The sequence below is a fragment of the Flavobacterium taihuense genome, assembly GCF_019351435.1.
Taxonomy (GTDB): Bacteria; Bacteroidota; Bacteroidia; order Flavobacteriales; family Flavobacteriaceae; genus Flavobacterium; species Flavobacterium taihuense.
This window is the reverse complement of the sequence record NZ_JAHWYN010000008.1, coordinates 62,693-86,403: the sequence shown is the minus strand read 5'-3', so window position 1 is coordinate 86,403 and position 23,711 is coordinate 62,693. Positions and strand designations below refer to the sequence as shown.

At 33.0% G+C, this 23,711-nt stretch carries 21 protein-coding genes; 8 read left to right on the top strand and 13 right to left on the bottom strand.

Features of this window, described 5'->3' with window-relative positions; genetic code table 11:
• Positions 1–79 precede the first annotated feature (79 nt).
• The 5 genes from KZH69_RS10810 to panB form a co-directional block, all read right to left on the bottom strand.
• Positions 80–886, bottom strand: a complete 807-nt coding sequence (locus KZH69_RS10810) for a hypothetical protein (RefSeq protein ID WP_219317456.1) — start codon at positions 884–886, stop codon at positions 80–82.
• A gap of 32 nt (positions 887–918) precedes the next feature.
• Entirely contained in the window at positions 919–1,656 is a 738-nt protein-coding gene (locus KZH69_RS10805) for a nitroreductase family protein (RefSeq protein WP_219317455.1), read from the bottom strand.
• Positions 1,647–2,975 carry an aldehyde dehydrogenase gene (locus KZH69_RS10800; RefSeq protein ID WP_219317454.1) on the bottom strand — a complete coding sequence of 443 codons (1,329 nt, stop codon included), beginning with the start codon at positions 2,973–2,975 and terminating at the stop codon, positions 1,647–1,649. The genes KZH69_RS10805 and KZH69_RS10800 overlap by 10 nt, the downstream gene beginning before the upstream one ends.
• 73 nt (positions 2,976–3,048) lie before the next feature.
• Complete coding sequence (locus tag KZH69_RS10795; RefSeq protein ID WP_219317453.1) at positions 3,049–3,738, bottom strand: RluA family pseudouridine synthase; 690 nt, start codon at positions 3,736–3,738, stop codon at positions 3,049–3,051.
• Between the two features lie 88 nt (positions 3,739–3,826).
• Positions 3,827–4,645 (bottom strand): 3-methyl-2-oxobutanoate hydroxymethyltransferase, encoded by an 819-nt coding sequence (gene panB / locus KZH69_RS10790; protein ID WP_219317452.1) that lies wholly within the window; start codon positions 4,643–4,645, stop codon positions 3,827–3,829.
• Between the two features lie 325 nt (positions 4,646–4,970).
• Between panB and KZH69_RS20510 the strand changes: the two genes are divergently transcribed.
• The 4 genes from KZH69_RS20510 (at position 4,971) to KZH69_RS10775 (ending at position 8,808) form a co-directional block, all read left to right on the top strand.
• Positions 4,971–5,474, top strand: coding sequence for a DUF4118 domain-containing protein (locus KZH69_RS20510; RefSeq protein ID WP_255557818.1), 504 nt, complete (start codon positions 4,971–4,973; stop codon positions 5,472–5,474).
• Positions 5,475–5,510: 36 nt separating this feature from the next.
• Complete coding sequence (locus KZH69_RS20505) at positions 5,511–6,083, top strand: sensor histidine kinase (RefSeq protein ID WP_255557817.1); 573 nt, start codon at positions 5,511–5,513, stop codon at positions 6,081–6,083.
• A complete protein-coding gene (locus KZH69_RS10780; protein WP_219317451.1) occupies positions 6,076–6,762 on the top strand; it encodes a response regulator in 687 nt (228 codons plus the stop codon). The genes KZH69_RS20505 and KZH69_RS10780 overlap by 8 nt, the downstream gene beginning before the upstream one ends.
• A 102-nt stretch (positions 6,763–6,864) precedes the next feature.
• Complete coding sequence (locus tag KZH69_RS10775) at positions 6,865–8,808, top strand: KUP/HAK/KT family potassium transporter (RefSeq protein WP_219317450.1); 1,944 nt, start codon at positions 6,865–6,867, stop codon at positions 8,806–8,808.
• Positions 8,809–8,960: 152 nt separating this feature from the next.
• On the opposite strand, the gene KZH69_RS10770 is transcribed toward KZH69_RS10775, so the two are convergent.
• Both KZH69_RS10770 and KZH69_RS10765 read right to left on the bottom strand, forming a co-directional pair.
• Positions 8,961–10,388, bottom strand: a complete 1,428-nt coding sequence (locus KZH69_RS10770; RefSeq protein WP_219317449.1) for an L-serine ammonia-lyase — start codon at positions 10,386–10,388, stop codon at positions 8,961–8,963.
• A gap of 209 nt (positions 10,389–10,597) precedes the next feature.
• Positions 10,598–11,005 (bottom strand): hypothetical protein, encoded by a 408-nt coding sequence (locus tag KZH69_RS10765; protein ID WP_255557815.1) that lies wholly within the window; start codon positions 11,003–11,005, stop codon positions 10,598–10,600.
• A gap of 309 nt (positions 11,006–11,314) precedes the next feature.
• Here KZH69_RS10765 and KZH69_RS10760 point away from each other — a divergent pair, with 309 nt between their 5' ends.
• A complete protein-coding gene (locus KZH69_RS10760) occupies positions 11,315–11,482 on the top strand; it encodes a hypothetical protein (RefSeq protein WP_115810362.1) in 168 nt (55 codons plus the stop codon).
• A 75-nt stretch (positions 11,483–11,557) separates the two neighbouring features.
• Here the strand turns inward: KZH69_RS10760 and KZH69_RS10755 are convergent, their stop codons facing one another.
• Positions 11,558–14,002 (bottom strand): TonB-dependent receptor, encoded by a 2,445-nt coding sequence (locus KZH69_RS10755; RefSeq protein WP_219317447.1) that lies wholly within the window; start codon positions 14,000–14,002, stop codon positions 11,558–11,560.
• Between the two features lie 68 nt (positions 14,003–14,070).
• Entirely contained in the window at positions 14,071–14,424 is a 354-nt protein-coding gene (locus KZH69_RS10750) for an arsenate reductase family protein (RefSeq protein ID WP_219317446.1), read from the bottom strand.
• 106 nt (positions 14,425–14,530) lie between these two features.
• On the opposite strand from KZH69_RS10750, the gene KZH69_RS10745 reads away from it, so the two are divergent.
• Together KZH69_RS10745 and KZH69_RS10740 are read left to right on the top strand one after the other, a co-directional pair.
• Positions 14,531–15,445, top strand: a complete 915-nt coding sequence (locus KZH69_RS10745; RefSeq protein WP_219317445.1) for a CPBP family intramembrane glutamic endopeptidase — start codon at positions 14,531–14,533, stop codon at positions 15,443–15,445.
• 39 nt (positions 15,446–15,484) lie between these two features.
• Positions 15,485–16,537, top strand: coding sequence for an AMP-binding protein (locus KZH69_RS10740; protein WP_219317444.1), 1,053 nt, complete (start codon positions 15,485–15,487; stop codon positions 16,535–16,537).
• A gap of 99 nt (positions 16,538–16,636) precedes the next feature.
• Here KZH69_RS10740 and KZH69_RS10735 read toward each other — a convergent pair whose 3' ends face one another.
• From KZH69_RS10735 to glgP, 4 genes are all read right to left on the bottom strand, one after another.
• Positions 16,637–17,059, bottom strand: coding sequence for a DoxX family protein (locus KZH69_RS10735; protein WP_219317443.1), 423 nt, complete (start codon positions 17,057–17,059; stop codon positions 16,637–16,639).
• An 85-nt stretch (positions 17,060–17,144) separates the two neighbouring features.
• A complete protein-coding gene (locus KZH69_RS10730; RefSeq protein WP_219317442.1) occupies positions 17,145–18,749 on the bottom strand; it encodes a S41 family peptidase in 1,605 nt (534 codons plus the stop codon).
• A gap of 182 nt (positions 18,750–18,931) precedes the next feature.
• Complete coding sequence (locus tag KZH69_RS10725) at positions 18,932–20,560, bottom strand: acyl-CoA carboxylase subunit beta (protein WP_219317441.1); 1,629 nt, start codon at positions 20,558–20,560, stop codon at positions 18,932–18,934.
• Between the two features lie 185 nt (positions 20,561–20,745).
• Complete coding sequence (gene glgP / locus KZH69_RS10720) at positions 20,746–22,410, bottom strand: alpha-glucan family phosphorylase (protein ID WP_219317440.1); 1,665 nt, start codon at positions 22,408–22,410, stop codon at positions 20,746–20,748.
• 326 nt (positions 22,411–22,736) lie between these two features.
• Between glgP and KZH69_RS10715 the strand changes: the two genes are divergently transcribed.
• Positions 22,737–23,639, top strand: coding sequence for a phospholipase A (locus KZH69_RS10715; RefSeq protein ID WP_369410658.1), 903 nt, complete (start codon positions 22,737–22,739; stop codon positions 23,637–23,639).
• Positions 23,640–23,711: the final 72 nt, after the last annotated feature.

Genomic DNA, 23,711 nt, shown 5'->3' with positions numbered 1-23,711 from the left:
TTATATTCGTTGTTGTAAATTTGATTGATACTATATGTTCTTTTTGGTTTATATGATACTACTTCCTGTTTAAAATTGCTTACTCTGTATCTTGAGGTGCATCTATTCCAACAATAGCGGTATAGATTGCATAATTCATGGAATAGAGAAACGGTATGGTAAAAAATAGGCCAATGCAACATCCCATAATGCCCACAAAGGCACCAATTATCGCTACAACCATTAATCCTATCAAAACGATAGGTTGTTTAATAACAATCAAAATGCTGTGCTTGATTGCTGGGATTGCTTTTAAGTCTCCAAAAATAATAAGGGGAATGGTTAAAAAAGTAAGAACATATACAAAAAAGGATACAGAATAATTGGCAAGAAGAGTTAATCCAAATTGATTAATATTTATCAAATTCAACAGTGAAATAATAGTTGTAGAAATCAACATATTTATGATAGCATTCAAAATTGTTGCTATTATAATATTAATAAAATAGGGATTTCTATAAAAATTGAACATATTTATAAATTTAAATTCTTTATCATGATCTGCATGTTCAGCCATTTTGTAAAAACCAGCACTGAATGGAGCCATTAATAACGATAAAATTAAAATCGAAAATACCATGGATACCAATGGTGCATCAAGACTTTTTTGATGTTGTAAATTTTCTATTAATTGATTGTTTACGTTATCTAAACTAATTGATTTTAAATATAATCCAAAACTCATAAAGTAAATTAGAGTAAAAATGAATGCAAATATAAAGATCACCAATCCAGCATATAAAGCAATTTTTTTATAATTTTCGAAAGCATGATTAAATACATTGGCAAAATCTAATTGATATCCATTTTTTTCGATATCGTGTAATCTCTCTATTGTTTGATTCATTTTAATTTGATAATTATATTCGTTAGATTGAGTTATATTTTAAAATAGACTTCTTCAAAGGGAACTCGAAAGCGTTCGCCATAAATTCCATTTTCTTCTCTGATGCCACAACCCAAAATCATTGTGATTTCTGAACAAGACGGCAAATTTACTATTTTTTTTACTCTTAGAGAGTCAAAACCTTCCATTGGGCAAGTGTCATAATTAATGGCAGCCATACTAATCATGAAATTTTGAGCTGCGAGGGCAGCACTTTTGTGCGCCACAATCCGCATATCACTTTCTCTGGCCTGTCTATATATTGGTTTGAATAGTCCAATGATTTGAAATGCGAAGTACTTCATATATCCCAGAATTCCTAAAAAATCAAAATAAATAGTGGGTACAATTTTCTTATAATAATTTAAGGCAAATTTTTCTCTTGTGGAATATTCACTTTCTGGTTTAGAACCAAATTGTTTTTTCAAAAAAGCGATGTTCGACTGTACCCTTTTTTTCCATAAATCCTTGCGGGCAACAATTAAAACCAGTTGTTGAGCAGTTTTGGCTCCATTTTGATCAAAACAGGCTGTTGTAATTTGACTAATAATTTCGGGAGAAGTGATATGATAAAATTCCCAAAGTTGCATGTTACTACTAGTAGCAGCCAAGGCAGCTAGTTGGAGACATTCTTTTACTTTGAGTTCATCAATAGAATCTTTTTTAAAAACACGTACCGATCGGCGGTATTTTATGGCTTCACTTACCGTTTTCTCATTTATTACAGCCATTTTAATAATTTCTTTAAGGTATCTATTTTATTGGTATAAGGTGCGTACCTTAAATTTAAATCCAACCAATTCGCTTTTTTTACAACTCCTTTGTGATGCGAAAAAATATCAAAACTCAATTGACCATGATAAGCACCTATTCCACTATGGCCTACACCACCAAAAGGGAGTCTTTTGTTGGCAAAATGAATAACGGTGTCATTGACACAGCCTCCGCCAAAGGAAAAATTGGTAATTGTTTTTCTAGCAAATTTTCTATCATCGGTGAATACGTATAATGCCAGTGGTTTTTCGTATTTTGAAATGGTTTGAGTTATTTCTTTTTCGTGTTTATAGGTGATTATTGGTAGTATTGGTCCGAAGATTTCTTCTTGCATAAGTGCACTGTCAAGATCATTTTCTTCAATCAATGTCGGAGCAATATAGCAATCTTCAACAGCGGTTTCTCCTCCAAAAATCACCTTTTCTGGCTCAATCATGCTCATTAATCGATGCCAATTTTTTTCGTTTACGATACGAGCAAAATCTGGAGATTCTTTTGGGTTTTTACCATAGGCATTCGTGATTTCATTTTTCATAAAATCGACAAAATGGCTTTTCATATCTTCTTGAATCAAAATATAATCAGGAGCAATACAGGTTTGACCTGCATTCAAAAATTTACCCCAAACAATTCGTTTGGCAGCTAGTTTCAAATTGGCAGTTTCATCAATGATACAAGGATTTTTGCCGCCTAATTCAAGAGTTATTGGAGTCAGATGCTCTGCGGCTGCTTTGGCGACAATTTTTCCAACTGGAACACTTCCTGTAAAAAAAATATAATCCCAACGTTGGGCTAGTAGTTTTTGTGTTACTTCAACACCACCTTCGATTACTTTTACATGTTGATGTTGAAAAACTTTTTCGACAATCATTAGTATTATTGCTGAAGTTTTTGGTGTTAATTCTGATGGTTTTAAAACCACTTGATTACCCGCAGCAACAGCGGAAATCATAGGACAAATTGCTAATTGAAAAGGATAATTCCAAGGCGCTATGATTAAAACTTTGCCGTAAGGCTCTTTTACAATATAATCTGTAGAAGGAAAATTAAGAATGGATGGCGTAATTTTTTTAATTTTAGCCCATTTGTCTATATGTTTTATAGTGTCTTTTAATTCCGAAATAATATAACTGGTTTCGGTAGCAATTGACTCAAAGGGAGGTTTTTTGAAATCATCATATAAAGCCTGAATGATTTCGTTTTCATGCTTGATAATTACATCCAACAATTTGATTAAAGCTTCTTTTCTAGAACTAATGTTTAATTTGTAACTCATGGCAAAAAAAGTTTTAAAAGCGTTATGCAATATAAATTTTAAAATTCAAATAAATCTCTTTTTAAACTAAAATTTAAATGGCTTTCCAAATAACTTCTTCTGGAGTTGGAGCAATAATGGTTATGTTTTCTTTGGAAACAGGATGAATAAAAACCAATTTTCTGGCATGTAGGTGAATGCCTCCATCGGGATTACTTCTGTCAAAACCGTATTTTAAATCGCCTTTTATTGGAGATCCTATGGCAGCGAGTTGTGCACGTATTTGATGATGTCTGCCTGTATGCAACTGAATTTCCAGGCCAAAATAATTATCAAGTTCTTTGATGATTTTATATTCTAAACTTGCCATTTTACTGTCCGGAACTTCTTTGAGATGTGCTTTTGAAGTATTGTTTTTTTCGTTTCTTTTGATGTAATGAACGAGGGTATCTTCGTTTTTGGAGGGTTTGTTTTTGACTACGGCCCAATATGTTTTTTGAGTTTCTCTATTGCTGAATAATTCATTCATGCGAGTCAAAGCTTTGCTGGTTCGAGCAAATACTACGATTCCTGTTGTAGGTCGGTCTAAGCGATGCACCACTCCTAAAAATACCTCGCCTGGTTTGTTGTATTTGTCTTTGATGTATTCTTTTACAACATCGCTTAGTGGTTTATCTCCGGTTTTGTCTCCTTGCACAATATCACCTACACGCTTATTGACCACGATTAGGTGATTGTCTTCGTGTAGAATTTGGAGATTGTTTTTATTTGAAATTACTTTCATTAGATTTTTTGAGTTACTGAGAGACTAAGACGCTAAGTTCCTAAGATAAAACAAACTTAGAAACTTAGCAGCTTAGGAACTTAGTGTCTTAATATTGCTCTTTCTCGTTTGGAAAATCTTTCGATTTTACATCTTCTACATATTGACTAATTGCAGTTGTCATTCCTTCGTATAAATTCATGTAACGTCTCAAGAAACGAGGACTGAATTCATTATTCATACCCAACATATCATGTATTACCAATACTTGTCCATCTACACCCCCGCCAGCACCAATACCAATAACAGGAATCGAAATACTTTCAGCAACTTGTTTGGCTAAATGTGCCGGAATTTTTTCAAGCACTAATGCAAAACATCCTAAATGTTCCAATAATTTGGCATCTTCAATTAATTTTTCAGCTTCTTGCTCTTCTTTGGCACGAACGGTATAAGTACCAAATTTATAAATAGACTGTGGTGTTAATCCTAAATGTCCCATAACAGGAATTCCGGCATTTAAGATTTTTTTTATCGATTCTTTGATTTCTTTACCACCTTCCAATTTTACGGCGTGACCACCGCTTTCTTTCATAATTCTGATTGAAGACCGTAAGGCTTCTTTAGAATCGGATTGGTAACTTCCAAAAGGTAAATCAACAACAACCAAAGCTCTTTCTACAGCTCTAACCACAGAGGAAGCATGGTAAATCATTTGATCCAAAGTGATAGGAAGTGTTGTTTCGTGACCCGCCATAACATTCGAAGCTGAATCTCCCACAAGGATTACATCAATCCCAGCGGTATCCACAATTTTGGCCATGGTATAGTCATAAGCCGTTAGCATAGAGATTTTTTCTCCATTGGATTTCATCTCGATTAAAGACTTAGTAGTAATTCTCTTGTAATCTTTTTTAATTGCAGACATTGTGATTTATGATTTTAATTCCGATACGCTCGGTATTGATTTTATTTTTAGAGTGTAAAAGTAATAAATTGAATTTTTTTAAATTGAATTTTTAGAAGGAATATCAAAAATGGGACTTAGTAAATTATGGTATTACCATTTAAACTAACAATTTTAAAGGATTCTTATAATAAATCGTTAGGGTGATTTTGTTACTTACGATAAATAATACCCCCTTTTGATTCAAAAAAAAATCTTTATAAAATCTTTATATCGAAGTAAGTTATATTATAAAATACTTACATGATATGATTTAACTTTGTCCTATCAAATAAATGCAAAGATTATGAATAGTATTTTGAACCAAATAAAAATCAAAAATCAATATTTAATAAGCGTTTTATCTGTGGGTATAGTTGCTTCATTGTGTTTGTTTATTCGAGATTTTTTGGATTATAAAATTGTAGGTTATCTTTTACTGGTGGTAGTATCGGTCTTGTCAATGTTTTTGGCCATCAAACCATTACTTCTTAGCGCTATTTTGAGTGCATTGATATTAAATTTTTTCTTCATTCAACCGTATTACACTTTTCATATTAGTGATGCTGAGGATTCATTACTTTTGGTGCTATTCTTTATTATCGCACTTGTGAATGCGGTTTTAACCCATAAAATTAGAAGAGCCGAAAAGATTTTGCAGGTAAAAGAAGTAAGAGTTAATACTATGAAACTTTACAATGCTTTACTGGATTCTTTATCACATGAATTAAGAACTCCTATATCTACTATAATGGGAGCTATCGATACAATTCAAAGCAAATCGGTACATATTTCGGAAGAAAATAAATAAAATTTATATAGCGAAATTGAAAAAGCTTCCTTGCGATTGAATCACCAAGTAGAAAATTTACTCAATATGTCTCGTTTGGAATCGGGTGTTATTGAGCCCAAAATGGATTGGTGTGATTTGGAGGAGTTGATTTATAATGTTTTGGATCATTTGAAAGACGATTTGCAATTTCATAAAGTGGTTGTAAATACAGACGAAAATTTACCGCTTTTTAAATTGGATTATGGTTTAATGCAACAGATAATTTTTAATTTGGTTTTTAATGCCTCACAATACACACCCAAAGGTGCTAAAATAGAAATCAAGGTTTCTTATAATCTGGATGTCGATTTTGAATACAATCCCGATAAATTATGTCCTTGCGTAATTACAATTGCCGATGACGGCATTGGTTTTCCAGAAAATGAAATTGATAAAGTGTTTGATAAATTTTATCGCCTTCATAATTCCAAAACAGGTGGAACAGGACTTGGATTATCAATTGTAAAAGGGTTTGTTGAGGCACAGCATGGAAAAGTAACACTCGAAAACAGGGAAGAAGGCGGTTCGGTTTTTACGCTTCGTTTTCAAACTTTAATAATGAATACTAAAGAAATTTCAAATGAATAATAGTGCTCAAATTCTAGTTATTGATGATGAGATTCAAATTAGAAAACTACTTGAAATCACTTTGAATTCAAATGACTATAGAACAATTTTTGCGGTAAATGCAAAAGAAGGAATGGCTATGGTGGCTAACCACCAACCTGATTTAGTCATTCTTGATTTGGGATTACCAGATGAAGACGGGCAAGTTGTTTTGAAACGATTGCGAGAGTGGTATAGCAATCCCATAATAATTTTAACGGTAAAAAGTGCCGAAGATGAAATTGTAAAAGCCCTTGATAATGGCGCAAATGATTATTTAACCAAACCGTTTCGTACACAAGAATTACTAGCTAGAATTCGAACTGCTTTGCGAAATTTGGTTCCGAAGGAGAAGGAACCTATAATCGAGTTTGGTAACGTTTCAATTGATTTAGCTTCTAGAATAGTGAGATTAAACAATGAAATTTTGAAGCTCACAACCACTGAATACAACCTGCTTTCTATTTTTATAAAAAATGAAGGAAGAGTATTGACCCATCAATATTTGCTGAAACAGGTTTGGGGAAATAGTTATGCTGATCAAACGCAATACTTACGCGTATTTGTTGCGCAACTTCGAAAGAAAATTGAAGTAGATCCTAATCGACCTAAATTTATTGTTACAGAATCGGGGGTAGGATACCGATTTAATACTTGTTAAAATCAATTAAACAGTTATAAAACAAATATAGTTTGAAGTGTGCGATACACATCAAACAGGACTATTTATGTCCTGAAATTAATGAATTAAAATTAAATTAAAATGAATAAATCAACAGTTCAAAAAGTAACTGCAGCGTCACTTTTGGTAGCACTAGGTATCATTTATGGTGATATCGGAACCAGTCCTTTATATGTTATGAAAGCCATTATTGGCCAAAGAGAAATTTCAAAATTACTGGTCTACGGAGGTATTTCGTGCATATTTTGGACACTTACTTTTCAAACCACTTTTAAGTATGTATTGCTAACACTTTCTGCCGATAATCATGGAGAAGGAGGTGTTTTTTCTCTTTATGCTTTGGTGAAACGATTTGGAAAAGGAAAGTTAATCATTCCAACTATTTTGGGAGCCACTACACTTTTGGCAGATGGTATTATTACTCCGCCTATTTCTGTAACTTCAGCTGTTGAGGGGTTGGGGGACATCGTTCCTAATATTCCTATTTTGCCAATTGTCATTGTTATTATTTCAGGACTATTCTTTTTTCAGCGTTTTGGTACTCAAAAAGTGGGGTTCTTTTTTGGCCCAGCCATGGTAGTTTGGTTTTCTATGCTTTTTGTTTTGGGATTTGCGCAAATCTTGCAGCATCCCGCAATCTTGACCGCTTTGAATCCGATGTATGCTTATGAATTATTAGTAGAATATCCGCATGGATTTTGGCTTTTAGGAGCAGTTTTTCTTTGTACCACCGGAGCAGAAGCATTGTATTCGGATTTGGGACATTGTGGAAAGGGTAATATTAGAACTACTTGGGTCTTTGTTAAAATAGCATTGGTGGTTAATTATTTGGGTCAAGCCTCTTGGTTAATGAACCAAAGCAATCATTTCTTGGAGGGTAGAAATCCTTTTTATACCATTATGCCCCATTGGTTCGTCTTATCGGGTGTTATTATCTCAACTTTTGCTGCAATAATAGCTTCTCAAGCATTGATAAGTGGATCATTTACCTTAATAAACGAAGCTGTATCACTTAACTTTTGGCCGCGTGTGACTATGAAGAACCCGACGAATTTGAAAGGTCAAATCTATATTCCATCGGTAAATACAATTTTATGGATTGGATGTATTTTGATGGTTTTGTATTTTAGAACCTCTTCCAATATGGAAGCAGCTTATGGATTTTCGATAACCATAGCAATGTTAATGACCACAGTGCTTTTAAATTATTATTTGATTTACATCAAAAAACTAAATAGAATTCTTATTGCTGTAATCATCACCATTTTTGCAATTATTGAAATTGCCTTTTTTGCAGCTAATATTGTTAAAATCAAAGAACGTTGGATGTTTTTGTTTTTTGAGCTTTTCATATTTATGACCATGTACGTATGGTTCTTTTCTAGAAAAATTAATAACAAGTTAGTGAAATTCACCAATTTGACGGAACATACCGCTAAGTTGCAGGAATTGAGTAATGATACTTCGATTCCCATGTATTCTACTCATTTAATTTATTTGTCTAAAGCAGACAGAAATTATGAAGTTGAAGAGAAAATTTTAAATTCTATTTTTGCCAAAAAGCCTAAAAGGGCAGATGTTTATTGGTTTTTCCATATCAATAGAACCAATTCTCCTTTTGATTTGAATTATGAAGTTATAGAGTTGTTAGACGATAAAGTAATCAAGATTGTTTTGAATATTGGTTTTAGAATTCAACCGAAAGTGGAATTGTATTTTAAAAAAATTGTTCAAAATTTGATAGACAATAAAGAACTGAATTTGCATATTAAATCCGATGGTTCAACCAAATACAACTCAGAACCGGATTTTAAATTTGTAATTATTGAAAAGTTTTTATCGGTTGAAAACGAGTTTGCCGTAAGAGATGGCCTTTTATTACACTCTTATTATATGTTGAAAAATATGTCACTTTCAGATACCAGAGCCTTTGGTTTGGACAAAAGTGATGTCGTTATCGAAGAAATTCCTATCGTATATCAACCTATTACTAAATTAGAATTAGAGAGAAAAGTGGTTAGTTAGGAGTTTTTAGAAGGCAGGAGGCAGAAGGCAGAAGGCAGATTTCATAATGTAAAAAAAAGATTTCAGATTAGAAGAATAACCTTCTTGTTCTGAAATCTTTTTTTTATTCTTTATTCTGAAATCTGTCATCTGAAATCTATGATTTCAAAAAACTAACAGTCAGCCATATTTACTGCAATTGCAAGTCCTCCTTCGGAAGTTTCTTTGTATTTGGAGTTCATATCTTTGGCGGTTTGCCACATCGTGTCAATTACTTTATCCAAAGATACTTTAGCGTTTTTAGCGTCAGTTTCTAAGGCGAGTTCAGCGGCATTAATGGCTTTGATAGCACCCATCGTATTTCTTTCGATGCAAGGAATTTGAACCAAACCACCAATAGGATCACAGGTTAAACCTAAGTGATGTTCCATAGCAATTTCGGCGGCCATTAAGACTTGGTCTGGAGTTCCTCCCATCAATTCGCATAAGGCACCGGCAGCCATGGCACTGGAAACGCCAATTTCGGCTTGACATCCACCCATTGCGGCTGAAATAGTAGATCCTTTTTTGAAGATACTGCCAATTTCCCCTGCGACCATCAAAAATTGTTTGATTTCATTTTCGCCTGCCTGATGATTTTCAATAACCAAATAATACATCAAAACGGCAGGAATTACACCGGCACTTCCGTTGGTTGGTGCGGTAACCACTCTGCCTAGTGCTGCGTTTACTTCGTTTACTGCTAGGGCAAAACAACTTACCCATTTTAGAATTTGACGAAATTTCACTTCGGTTTTTCTAATTTCTTCAAGCCATTCTTGTGGATTTGAGTAATTGGATAACCCAATTAAGTTTTGATGCATGTCGAATGCACGTCTACGAACATGCAATCCGCCAGGGAGTATGCCTTCGGAGTGACAACCGATGTACATACATTCTAGCATGGTATGCCAAATACGCATCAATTCATGATGGATTACTGCTTCGGAACGCATCGATTTTTCGTTCTCATAAATGATTTCCGAAATTAATTTGTTTTCTTTTGTACAATAGGCTAATAGCTCAGTGGCTTTGTCTATCGGGAAAGGGAAAGCACATTTTATCGCTTCTTTCTTATGGGCATTATCACGTTCTTCCTTGACAACAAAACCTCCACCTATGGAGTAAAAGGTCGAACTGTATTCAGTTTCATTATTAAAGTAAGCAGTAAAGGTTAATCCATTAGCATGAAATGGGAGGAAGTTTTTGTTGAAAACAATATCTTGAAGGGTATAAAAAGGAATAAGAATTTGGTTCCCCAAATGTATTTCGTTTTTGCTTTCTATTGATTTGATAATTCCGTCGATGTTTTGAACTGGAATATATTCAGGATCTTGACCACTTAAACCTAGCATGATAGCTAAATCAGTTGCATGTCCTTTTCCTGTCAATGAAAGAGAACCATATAAATCAACTTTTACTCTGTTTATTGTGTTAATGTCATATTCGTTTCTTAATTCATTTAAAAAACGTTCTGCCGCTCGCCAAGGACCAAGTGTGTGCGAACTAGAAGGACCAACACCAATTTTTAACATATCAAAAACAGAGATACATTCTTCCATAAATCTTTAATTTTATTGTAAAACAAATATAACTATTAATTGATGTATAGTGTATTGTTTTTAAGTTAAAAATGATAATTTGATAAAATTATTGTCAAATGGCTGGAATACTTTAGGGTATTGTTAAAAACGATTAAGCGTGAATTTAGATTTTACTTTTTTTTGACACCAAAATAAAAAGGTGTATTTTAATTGAAGTTCTAAAGAATTTAGTTTTTTAAAACGGCATAGTATTGATAATTGTACTTTGCTGCAACACAAAAAGCACCACTGATTAATACAAGATTTTTGATAATGTATTGACCCACCAAAGTTGGACAGTAAGGAAAAGAGTCAAAACAGATTTTAGGCAATATAAAAAGAGGAAAAAACGTGGCTGCCATGTGTAGCAATAAAATTATAATGGTTACCGGAATTAATTTTTTGAATAAAAAGCCAATGCCGATGCATACTTCAACAAAACCTAATGCTGGAATAAAAATTTCAGGTTTAAACCAAAAAACAGTCTTTTCAACAAGCTCACCAGCTGGACTCATTCCAATTAATTTTAATGTTCCAAACCAGATATAAACAATTGCTAAAGCATAGCGCATCAATTCGACGCTGTGTTTTTCCATTTTTTTACTAATTTGAAAATAGATAGAATGGAATGGTTGGTTCATAGTTTTTTTTTCGGATAAGCAACAATACGTAAAGTAAAGTAAAAAAAAGTAATTACTAATAAGTTTTTTTTGTGATTACATGTGTTTTTTTTGTTAAAAAAAGAATTAATTTTTTGAGTACCAGTTAGTAAAGTTATGCTGTTTGTTTCTAATTTTTAGAAACTTAAATTAATTTAAAAATTCCTTTATAGTTTTTGCTGATTTTATTGGTGCGAAAAGATTTAAAACTTATATTTGTCGCTACATTCAAAAATTCCGGAAAACATGTTTGAATTTCAACAGTATTTAGGCTTTTTACTTTTCTTAACCATCCTAACAATGGGATTTTGGTTAATGTTTTTCCTAGTTGGTTTCGTATCCTATTGGGTAGGTGGAGCAACTTGGGAAGCTTATAAAGAAAAGAAAGCAAAACAAAAAGAAGAAGAAGCTTAGTATTATTTTTCTTTGCACAAAAAAAAAGGATTCGTAAAACGAATCCTTTTTTTTATCTGATATTTAGACTTACGCTTACCCTGGGAAATCACCGCCATTTTCTTCTTGCATCTTTTTAGGCTGCTGTTTTTCCTTGTCATTTTTTCCTTTGTTAAAACGATAGGTGAACGATAAATTGAATTGACGTTTGCGGAATTGCATTTCACTATATGATGTTTGGTTTTCCAGATACGTATAAGATCTCATAATCCTCGTGTTGAAAACATCACTAATATTGAAAGCAATTGTTGCTTTGTCTTTTAGTAAATCTTTGCTGAAAGCGGTGTTCATACTAAATTGATCTAAACTTTTTCCTTGTGCCGTTTTTTGAGCTCCATTGTAGTTAGCATTCAATTGCCAGTCGATTTTGTATGGTAATGTTAGTTTTGAACTAACTCTTGCGGACCAAGTATTGGCTTGGTTGTCCAGATTTTGTACTATAAGATCGCCTTTTGTATCCGTATAACTGTGTTCGCCAGTTGTTTTTACATTATATAAATTGAAATTACTATTTATTCTCCATATTTTGAATGGATTGTAATTTAAAGTAAATTCAAAACCATATTTTTGTTCTTTTCCTAAGTTAATTGGTTGGCTTTTAATTACTGGAATTCCATTTACATTATCTCCCGTAGGAGATCTCACAAAGCTGAAAACATCTTTTGTGTTTTCAAAATATGCAGAAGTATTAAATGTTACCTTGTCCCAGCGTTTGATATAGCCAATATCAAATTTATCAGTGAGGGAAGGATCTAGATCAGGATTCCCTTGAAAAATATTAACGTTACTTGAATAGTTTACGGCGGGGTTCATGAAACGTCCTCTTGGTCTTGTTAGACGTTTACTGTAGCTTGTCGTCAAGTTGCTTTGATCTGAAATTTCATAACTGATAAAAGCACTCGGAAACAAGTTATTGTACTTTTTAGTATTAAAATTGTTAGTATCTAATAGGTTTACTTGAACATTAGTGTCTTCCCAACGTAAGCCAAATAAATAAGAGAATTTATTTTTTTTGAAACCATACTGAGTATAAAGTGCGTTGATGTTTTCTTTGTATTCCAAAGTATTTGACAAATTATCTATTCTTATTCCTTGATCGTCAAGGACATAGTATTCATTGTTTAAATCGCCAAAACTTCCTTTATATCCTGCTTCAAACTGACTTCCTTCTCCTAGTGGGAGTACATAATCAGCCTGTAATTGTGCTTGTTTTTGAACCTGATTATTTAAGGTATTGTTATAATTGTCTGAGCCTGTAATAATACTTTGGCTATCATCAGTATTTCTTGAAATGGAAGCATCAACTGTAAGTTTGTGTCCTTTGTCGTTGAAGTTTTTAATTAAATTTGAATTAAATGAGGTGTTTTCACTGCCAGTATCTCCATTGTTTAAACGGTATGTTGTACCTGTAAAATTATGAGAGGCGTCATAGTTGCTGTAATTGATTAAATCATTGTCTTCACCAGTATTCTTTTCGTAATTTATGGCATTTGTCCAATACGTATCTGGTGCTACAGTCCATTCAACACCAACTCTTCCATTAAAACCATCTCTTGTTCTTTTTGTTTCACGATTTTCATCTAAAAAGTTTTTAACGGTACCGTCTTCATTAAAATATTCTGAATTGGTTTTACCGCCGCCTTCATTTGTTCTGTGATTGTAACCCGCAGTAGTGAAGTAGTTTAATTTTTCTGTTTTATAATTCACATTAGCACTTAATCCATAAGCCTCAGGAATACCTGTTGAAGCTATAAGAGTTCCGTTGAAACCCTGATTTTTACCTTTTTTAAGGATGATATTGATTATTCCGGAACCACCTTCCGCATCATATCGTGCAGATGGATTAGTAATAACTTCAACTTTATCAATAGCATCAGCAGGAAGTTGTTTTAATGCTTCTGCAATATTTACAGCATAGGATGGTCTTCCATCAATTAAAATTCGAACATTATCACTTCCTCTTAAGCTTACATTTCCTTCAACATCAACAGAAACTGAAGGAACATTGTCTAGAACATCACTTACGGTTCCGCCTTTTACCATCATATCTTGACCAACATTGTATACTTTTTTGTCCAGTTTTATTTCAACTGATGATTTTTCGGCACGAACAACTACTTCGTTTAATTGTGAAGCATCCTCTTCGAGTCCAATTGTCCCTAGTGAAGTTTTTTCGGTTATATTTTTTCCTTTTAATTCGACATGTTTAAACGAAATGAATTCAATAGTGATATCATATATTCCTGGAATAACATCAGCTTCAAATTCTCCTTTGTTATTTGTAATTCCGCCAGTAAGAGCTTTCTGGATTTTGGTGTTTTTTAGTGTAATAGTAGCGTATTCAAGGGGTTGTTTGCTAGTTTTGTCTACTATTTTTCCAGTAACTTTAATTTTGTTAATTGTTGGAGGGCCTTGCTGTGCAAAGTTGGGTAGTCCCAAAAATAGAAATAAAAGAACTACAGTAAGGTTGAAATTTTTCATTAGTAATAAATATGATTTCCTCTTTGGATAAAGAAAACTATAAAAGGTTTAAAGTTGTTTTCTTAAAGTTATGTTAATGTCTGTAAAAATGGAATTACGTTGTCTAAATCTCTTCCTATAATCGCTTGATTTCCTTTGACTACAATTGGTCTTTCGATAAGAATAGGGTTTTCAGCCATTGCTTCAATGATATCATCTGGAGTTAGTGTTTTTCCTTTGTAATTCTCTATCCAGATTTTTTCTTTTTGGCGAACAAGTTCCATGGGTGAAAAATTAAGTTTTTGCAATAAAATTTTTAATTCAGCAACTGTTGGCCTTGTAATTAGGTAATTGATGATTTCAAATTCTTCTTTGGATTTTTCCAAAAGTAACAAACAATTTCTTGATTTTCCGCAACGTTGATTGTGGTATATTTGCATCATTATTAGGTATGATTTGGTTTCTACTAAACAAAAAAAACTATTTTAGTTGGAGCAAAAATAAGACTTGAAATACCATTCGAAGTATAATTATAGAAAAAAATAACAAATGTTTTTACAACAAGGAATTAGTAATAAGAATAAATTTTGGAAGTATATTCTAGGTTCAATATTCATAATTGGGGCTTCACTTTTAGGGCAATTGCCCATGTTGGCAGCAATATTGTTTCAAACGATGTTTCAAGGGAAAATTTATCCAACTAATGATGCGGAAATAATGCATTTTTTTGACCCTAACTTGAATTTGTTTTTGCTTCTTATTTCTTTTGTATTTGCTTTGGGCGGAATTTATTTTGTTGTCCGTTTGTTGCACCATCAAAAGTTGCTTTCTATTATAACGACCAGAAAAAGAATAGATTGGAGAAGAGTTTTGTTTTCTTTTTTGATTTGGTCATTATTTACAATAGTCTCGACAGTTGTAATGTTTTATTTAAACCCGGCAGATTTTGAAATTAATTTTCAACTCATTCCCTTTTTGATTTTAGTTGTTATTGCCATATTGTTAGTTCCGATCCAGACAAGCGTTGAAGAATTAATTTTTAGGGGTTATTTAATGCAAGGATTTGCCAATTTATCCAAGAATAAATGGTTTCCATTGCTTATGACCTCTTGCATTTTTGGTATAATGCATCTTTCTAATCCAGAAGTTTCGAAGATGGGAAATATAGTGATGGTTTATTATATTGGTACAGGATTGCTGTTGGGAGTTATTACATTAATGGATGATGGGATGGAATTGGCATTGGGATTTCATGCAGCCAATAACTTAGTAGGAGCACTATTAGTGACATCAGATTGGTCTGCTTTTCAAACCTATTCTGTTTTTAAAGATGTTTCTGAACCAGAGGCTGGATTTGATATTATCTTTCCTGTAATTGTTATTTATCCTATACTTTTATTTATATTTGGCTTAAAATACAATTGGTCAGGTTGGAAAGTAAAGCTAACGGGGAAGATTGAATAAAGGCTAAAAATAAATCAAAAAACAATCAATATAATTATCATGAGTACAGTAACATACAAGAATGTACATAACCTTTTTAAATTAAATGGTTATCATTTAACAAAAGAAGATTTATGTAGAGTAGCCTATAGTTTTATAAAAGAAGGAGAAGATTTCGAACAATCAGTTGGGGATTTTTTATTGGATTGGTTTGATGACAAATCATATATTGATATGTTTACTTCTGGAACCACAGGGGATCCAAAAACAATAAGAGTCGAAAAAGATGCGATGGTTCAATCGGCTATTGCTACGGGGGATTTTTTCGGATTGCAACCTGGTAATAGGGTATTGCATTGTTTGCCAACTAATTATGTTGCTGGTAAAATGATGTTTGTTCGTTCTTTTATTTTAGGTTTGGATATGGACTTTGTAGCGCCAAGTTCAAACCCTCTAGAACATAATGATGAAAAATATGATTTTGCAGCTATGGTACCTCTTCAGGCTAAAAATTCAATCAAAAAATTAACCAATATCAAAAAAATAATTATTGGAGGGGTGAAAATTCATAAATCATTAGAACAAGAATTGGTTAAACTGCCGATTGAGATTTATGAAACGTATGGTATGACAGAGACAATCACTCATATTGCCGCCAAGAAAGTTGGAGTAGAAGCTTTTACTACATTGCCTCACGTAACTGTTTCTGTTAATGAAAATCAATGTTTAGAAATTATAGCCAAAAATATTGGTAACGAAAAAATTGTAACTAATGATATTGTGAAATTAATTTCTGACACTCAATTTGTTTGGTTAGGACGTTTTGATAATGTAATCAATAGTGGAGGTATAAAAATCATGCCAGAACAGGTTGAGAGTAAATTGTCAACGTTAATTCCAAGACGCTATTTTGTAAATGGGGCACCAGATGATACTTTAGGCGAAAAAGTGGTACTTTATGTAGAAGGCGAAAAAATGGATATTGATCATTCGGTATTTGATGTCTTGGATAAATATGAAAAACCAAAAGAGATTGTATTTATTCCTAAATTCAAAGAAACAGCTACTGGTAAAATAATGAGAGAAGAAAGCAAGAAGTTAGTGATAGCTTAATATTTATTTCCAAACAATGTAAAAACAAAGAAAGAGAGGTTGATTCCTCTCTTTTTTTGTTTTCGTTTTAGGGTAGATCAGAATTTTTAGAATTTAAAATTATTGTTCCATTTTAAAAAAATAATCTGCTGAATTTTTTCCACTACCATAGATTAAAAAGAATACACAAACACCTAAAGATAATAGTGCTAGAAGTAAGTTTTGGTGGTGCATAAATCCCATAAAATTAATAATAATGGCGCAAATTAAAATAGGTAATTGTGCTATAATAGCCCAGCGCGTCAATAAACCAAAAAAGATTAAAATTCCACCTACCAAATGTGCGGGAGCTATATAATGAAGCAAAAACATTCCTCCTCCAATTTTTTCAATTGGGGATATTAAATCTACCAAATATTGGATGTTTGAAACAAAATAAACTCCTTTCATGAATAGAAAAACACCAAGAGCCATTCGTAAAACATCTACTGGCAAATAAGTATGCGCATTGGCCCACTTATTTAAGCTTTTTACATTGTTCATAATATCATATTATTTAAATTATTACTACTAAGGTATTAATAATTAGCGATATATGAATAATATTTGGTCATTTTTATTGAGGGTACTATTGGTTTAAGGTGATTGTTTTTACTTTTTGATTTTCGGAGTTAATGACAGCATTTTTCTTGATGTCTTCTAAAATCCAATTTAGTTCAGGATCTTTTCCCCCTATATAATCATTAAGTGTTGGTAAAATTTCTTTATCAGGAAAAATACCTCGGCCTTCAATTTTAGTTTTATAAAATGGGGCAACAACCATCAATCCAATTGTTACCTTAATTTTGGAATGAGGTAATTTAAGAACAGGCATTATTCCTGCTACTGTTCCATTGTACCCGCCTCCGGTTTCTTCTCCTACAAAAGTGGCTCTTTTTGAACCTTTTAAATTGGATGATAGTATACTAGCTGCCGAAAATGTACTTCCGTTAATCATTACATACATTTTACCCTTAAACGCATTCTTGCTTATTGGTTTAATTTTAGAATGTGAGTTTGATGTATAATAATTGCCATTGTCTGCTTTGTGAACAGAAAAATAAGAAAAAGGAGCATACAAAGGCATCATTAAAACTTTTGCCACTAGCGGAGCTTTGTTGAATGGTGTTTTTTTAATCAAACTGGTTTTGGATGTTACTTCAAAAGGTTCTATGAAAACAAAAGTAGAATCAGACAAATAGCGGTATAAATTTGCAATTTCCTTGAGTTCGCCACCCGTATTATTTCTTAAATCAATAATTAGTGTTTTAGTTTTATTTAGTTGTAATTTGCCGAAACTTTCTTCATAAAAACGGGATGAATTACCCAAATTAAAATGTTTGATTTTGAGTAGAGCAATACTGCTGTCCGGCTCCATAAACTTTAATTCTCTATTGTTTGTTTTTGTAAGTTCATTATAACCATATACGCTTTTATTGTTTTTTATTATTTTCTTTTGTTTGGAGTCAAGTTTTACTACAGTCTCTTTTTCACCCTCTCTTTTTGTTTTTGAAGGGACTATTTTTTTTCTGTTGATGCATATTGCTTTTAAAGAATCATTTTGTTTGAAAGAATACTGTATGCTATCTTGAACTCCATTTTCATTGGTATAAAATGTAGGTAACATAAAAGACATTCTTTTTTGTTTAAAGGTCTTATTATGTCCATCTGATGTGAATAATGAATTGTAATCGTGAATTAGGTCACTTACTTTTTTGTTGTTTATACTAACAACTTCAGCACCTGGAAGAATCGACTTGTTGTCTGATTTGTTTTTTGTAACATACAATTTATCATTTACTACTTGAAAATCAAATTGGGAGAATGGACCAATTCCTTTGTCTTTAAGTGCCTTTTTTTCTGTTTTGCTCAAAATTTTAAATGACGGAGATACACTCAAATGGCCTTGACGAATTGAAGTAATTACAGGAGTTATTTTTTTATAAAATTCAAAACTACTCATCGGTTTTGTGATAGTAGTTTTCAAACTGTCAAATTTGTAATCAAGTTCTTTTTTGGAAATGTACCAATACAATTTGGGTTGTAATCGTTGCAGTTTATTATAGGTGAAATCCACATCGCTTTTTAGGTCTTTTTCTGTAATCAAGTCGTTAATGTGCTCATTATGGTATTTGGTGGATGTACATTGAATGAATAGTAAACTGATTACAGCAAGTGAAATGTATTTTTTCATTAATTTATAAAAGTAAGATTGTTGTTTTTTTGAAATTAAATAATTTATTTCGTATAAATATAATATTTTTAATATGTATTTAATATAGATGTTAAGTTATTTTTTTTGAATTTTATATATAAAAAAAAACACTCCTAATTAAAAAGAGTGCTTTTGAGATTGTTTTAATGTTGGGATGTTTTTTATACCTGAATCACACCTAGATTGAATTTCTTTTCAATAGGGGAGTGATTGGCTGCTTCGATACCCATAGAAATCCAAGTTCTTGTTTCCAGCGGGTCAATAATGGCATCTGTCCACAAATGCGCGGCCGCATAATAAGGAGAAACTTGCTCGTCATAACGGGCTTTTATTTTGGCAAATAATTCGGCTTCTTTAGCTTCATCTACAATTTCTCCCTTTCCCTTTAAAGAAGAAGCTTCAATTTGTGCCAATACTTTTGCGGCTTGTGTGCCTCCCATAACGGCGAGTTCGGCACTTGGCCAAGCAAAAATTAATCTTGGGTCAAATGCTTTACCGCACATGGCATAGTTTCCAGCTCCATAAGAGTTTCCTACTACGACAGTGAATTTTGGTACTACCGAATTGGAAACGGCATTCACCATCTTTGCACCGTCTTTGATGATGCCGCCATGTTCGGATTTGGAGCCGACCATAAAACCAGTTACATCCTGAACGAAAACCAAAGGGATTTTCTTTTGGTTGCAATTGGCTATAAAACGAGTCGCTTTGTCTGCTGAATCAGAATAAATAACACCGCCAAATTGCATTTCGCCTTTGGTTGTTTTGACTACTTTTCTTTGATTGGCAACTATTCCCACGGCCCAACCGTCAATTCTGGCATAACCGGTAATAAGTGATTGACCGTAACCGTCTTTGTAAGCTTCAAACTCTGAATTGTCAACCAATCGATTGATGATCTCCATCATGTCGTATTGTTCGTTTCTGGCTTTTGGCAAAATACCATAGATATCTTTTTCGTTCAAAGCTGGTTTCTCAGATTTTATGCGATTGTATCCTGCTTTGTCAAAATCACCGATTTTATCAACAATATTTTTTATTTTGTCCAATGCATCTTTGTCGTCTTTTGCCTTGTAATCTGTTACTCCCGAAATCTCACAATGTGTAGTTGCTCCGCCCAAAGTTTCATTATCGATGCTTTCACCTATGGCCGCTTTGACCAAATAACTTCCCGCCAAGAAAATACTTCCCGTTTTATCTACAATCAGAGCTTCGTCACTCATAATGGGAAGGTAGGCACCACCTGCAACACAACTGCCCATTACCGCTGCAATTTGAGTAATTCCCATGCTGCTCATTATAGCGTTGTTTCTAAAAATGCGTCCAAAATGTTCCTTGTCTGGGAAAATTTCGTCTTGCAATGGCAAATAAACACCAGCACTATCAACCAAATAGATGATTGGTAAACGATTTTCCATCGCGATTTCCTGCGCTCTTAGGTTTTTCTTTGCGGTAATAGGAAACCAGGCGCCCGCTTTTACAGTAGCATCATTAGCCACGACGATGCATTGTTTTCCTTTAATGTATCCTATTTTTACAATTACGCCTCCTGATGGGCATCCGCCATGCTCAGTGTACATTTTTTTGCCTGCAAAAGCACCAATCTCAATAGATTTTGCATTCTCGTCCAACAGATAGTCAATACGTTCCCGAGCGGTCATTTTGCCTTCTGCATGAAGTTTTTCGATTCTTTTTTCACCGCCTCCAAGCTTGACTTTGGCGAATTTTTGTCTCAATTCAGACAGTAAAAGTTTATTGTGATCTTCGTTTTTATTGAAGTTTAAATCCATAGGTGTAAAATATATTTTTTGTAACGAGTGCTAATTTACGAAAACGATTGAATTTTTTTAATTTATATGAATAATTTTAAATTTTTAGCAATTTAATGTTCTTTAAAATCATATAAAAATAAAAACCTCGCTATTTTTCCAGATAACGAGGTTCAGTATTTCTCTTTAATTCCAAAAGTATGGATTTAGTTATACATTTTTGTATAGTATTCATCGACCATTCGGGCAGAATCAAAAAATGGTACAATTTGTTTCATACTGGTTTCTACTAAATCCCACCAATCTTCGGGAGTGTCATAATACAGAGGTAATATTTCCTCTTCCAGCATTCGATACAAATTATCTAAGTCCATTTGGTCTTGCTGATATGTTGGAATATTGTGATCGACAATTGGTAACACAAACGAATTTTGGGTTTCATTTAAATCTTTGAATTCTCGTACCCATCCGTCATTGGTCGAAAAATTAATAGAGCCATTCATGGCAGCAGTCACCCCAGATGTTCCAGAAGCTTCGCGCGTTACCCTTGGATTGTTTAACCAAACATCGGACCCTTTTTTTAATTGACGGGATAATTTTAATTCATGACCTATAAGTACCGCCATATTTTTGAATTCCTTGCTGATGTGTGAAAGATTATCAAAATTGTGAATGGCTCCATAATCAGTAGGGTATGGTTTTCCTGCAAAAATAATTTGAATTGGTCTTTTGGTGTCTGTCATTAGACTTCTGAATTTTTCAATATTTCTAGTGATTAAATCAGGTCTTTTGTAATCAGCAAATCGTCTTGCCCATACAATAGTAAGAACTTCAGGGTCAAATATTTTTCCTGTTTGGTCGGCTACAACTTCAAATAGCTTGGTTTTAAGTCTCTTTTTTCTATTTATTAACTCTTCTCGGTCTTTGCTTGCATGAGCATCATCTAGCCATGGATCGACCCAGTATTTTTTGTTTTGGGCATTGGTAATATGTGTTATTGGGCAAATTCCTGCGAAATCTTTCCACATTTCCCTAGAAACTTCTCCGTGTAATTTGGACACTCCATTTGCTTTATGACTCAATCGCAATGCCACGAGCGAATGGTTGAAAGTGTTATCCTGAATACCTGTTATTTCTCTGACCGTTTCTAGTGGTATGCCATCAAAAAAACTTAAATTTTCAAGTAAATAAATATCGTGTTTTTCGTTTCCGGCTTCTTCAGGAGTGTGTGTAGTAAAAACCATTTTTTCTTTGATTTTCTCCACACTTTTGTATTTGTTGTACAAATGAAAAACGGAGGAAACAGCATGTGCTTCATTTAAATGATAAATATCTGGTTCGTAGTCCAAAGCGTCCAAAAGTTTGGCTCCGCCTAATCCCAATACCATCGTTTGGGCTATTTTGGCACTCGGATCTGAATCGTATAGCCTGAATGTTGTTGATTTGGCCAGATAATCATTTTCGGGTAAGTCTGTCGAAAGAAAAAACATAGGTACTGTTCCAAAGATTTCCGGTTTCAGGAAATAAGCCTTAATCCAGACATCATGATTGTTTATTTTTATGGTGAATCGTATGTTGGTATCTTCAAGGAAGCTGTAATTCTTTTCTCTAAAAAGAGAACCCATCGAAAGATCCTCTTTCAGGTATTGGTCATAATATCCTTTTTTCCATAAAATGCCAATTCCGATTAAATTTTGTTTCAAATCGTATGCCGAACGCATATGTGATCCCGCCAGAAAACCTAATCCCCCGGAGTAAATTTTTAGGCATTGATCAATCGCAAATTCCATGGAGAAATAGACGGCTGATTTTTTATATTTTTTGTCAAATGTATAGGGATGTCTGTATTTTTCAGGTAAAATCTTGCTCATATTATGTTGCTTTTTAAAGTTTGATACCTAACAAATTTAAATAATTTGTTTGTAAAAAAGGCTTTTTAAAGGTTATATGTTTTGGATGTAATGCATTATTTATCAGTTTCTTGAACGATATCGTTTTAGGAATATTTATTATAAAAGCTGAACGGGATTTTTTAATAAAAAGAACTTGGTTGTGTCCTGAATTTTAAATTATTCTTAATTGTTTTTTGCAAAATTTAAAAAAACTTAAATTAAAACGTGAATTATATAATTTTTAAAACGAAATGTATAACAGCGAGTGTTTATCCGAAATCTAACTTTGGATAAAATTTAAAGCTGTGCAAAAAACATTATTATTCATTTTATTTTTCTTTTCTGTTTTTTTATCAAATGCTCAAGTTCAAGCTTTATTTAATGATAAAGTAGAACTCAAAACCATGGTTGCCCGTTGGGAATTAGACTCAACTGCGGCGAGAGGAACTTTCTTGGTTACTCCTTACAAAGCTATTTATGTTTTGCCTTTCGTATGGACCAGTAATCCAAATGAGCAACCCCATTCAGGAAATACTTCACCAGAATATATTCCGCCAGCTAAGGTTGATTATGATGTTGTGGAGATGAAATTTCAATTGAGTTTTAAGACAAAAATTCTTCAAGGTTTTTTATGGGGGCATGCCGATTTGTGGGTTGCTTATACCCAAATTTCACATTGGCAGATTTATAATACAGAATTATCCCGTCCGTTTAGGGAAATTAATTACGAACCCGAAGTGATTCTTAATTTTCCAGTTAAATTTAAGGTTTTGGGATTTAAAACTAGGATGGTTGGGGTTTCATTCAATCACGAATCTAACGGAAAAAGTTATCCCAATACCAGAAGTTGGAACAGAGTTATTTTGATGACAGGTTTCGAACGGAAAAATTGGAATATTTACATAAGACCTTGGTATGTTATTCCAGAATCCAAAGGAGATAATCCTGATATTTCTAGCTACATAGGCAACGCTGATGTGAATGTTATTTATTCTAAAAACAAGAGTGTTTATACTTTTATAGGAAGTCATAATTTTAATTTGCAAGGAAACATGAGAGGAAGTTCCACTTTTTCTTGGGCATATCCCATAAAAGGAAATCTTAGAGGTTATTTGCAAGTTTCACACGGTTATGGAAGTTCATTGATTGATTATAATCACAATCAAACTACTGTGGGTGTTGGGGTTTCATTGATTGAATGGCAATAGAAAGAATATTAATTTGTATAATTCAAATGTTTTTACTTTTATTTTATTCGTATGTTTGCGAATAGATAATTG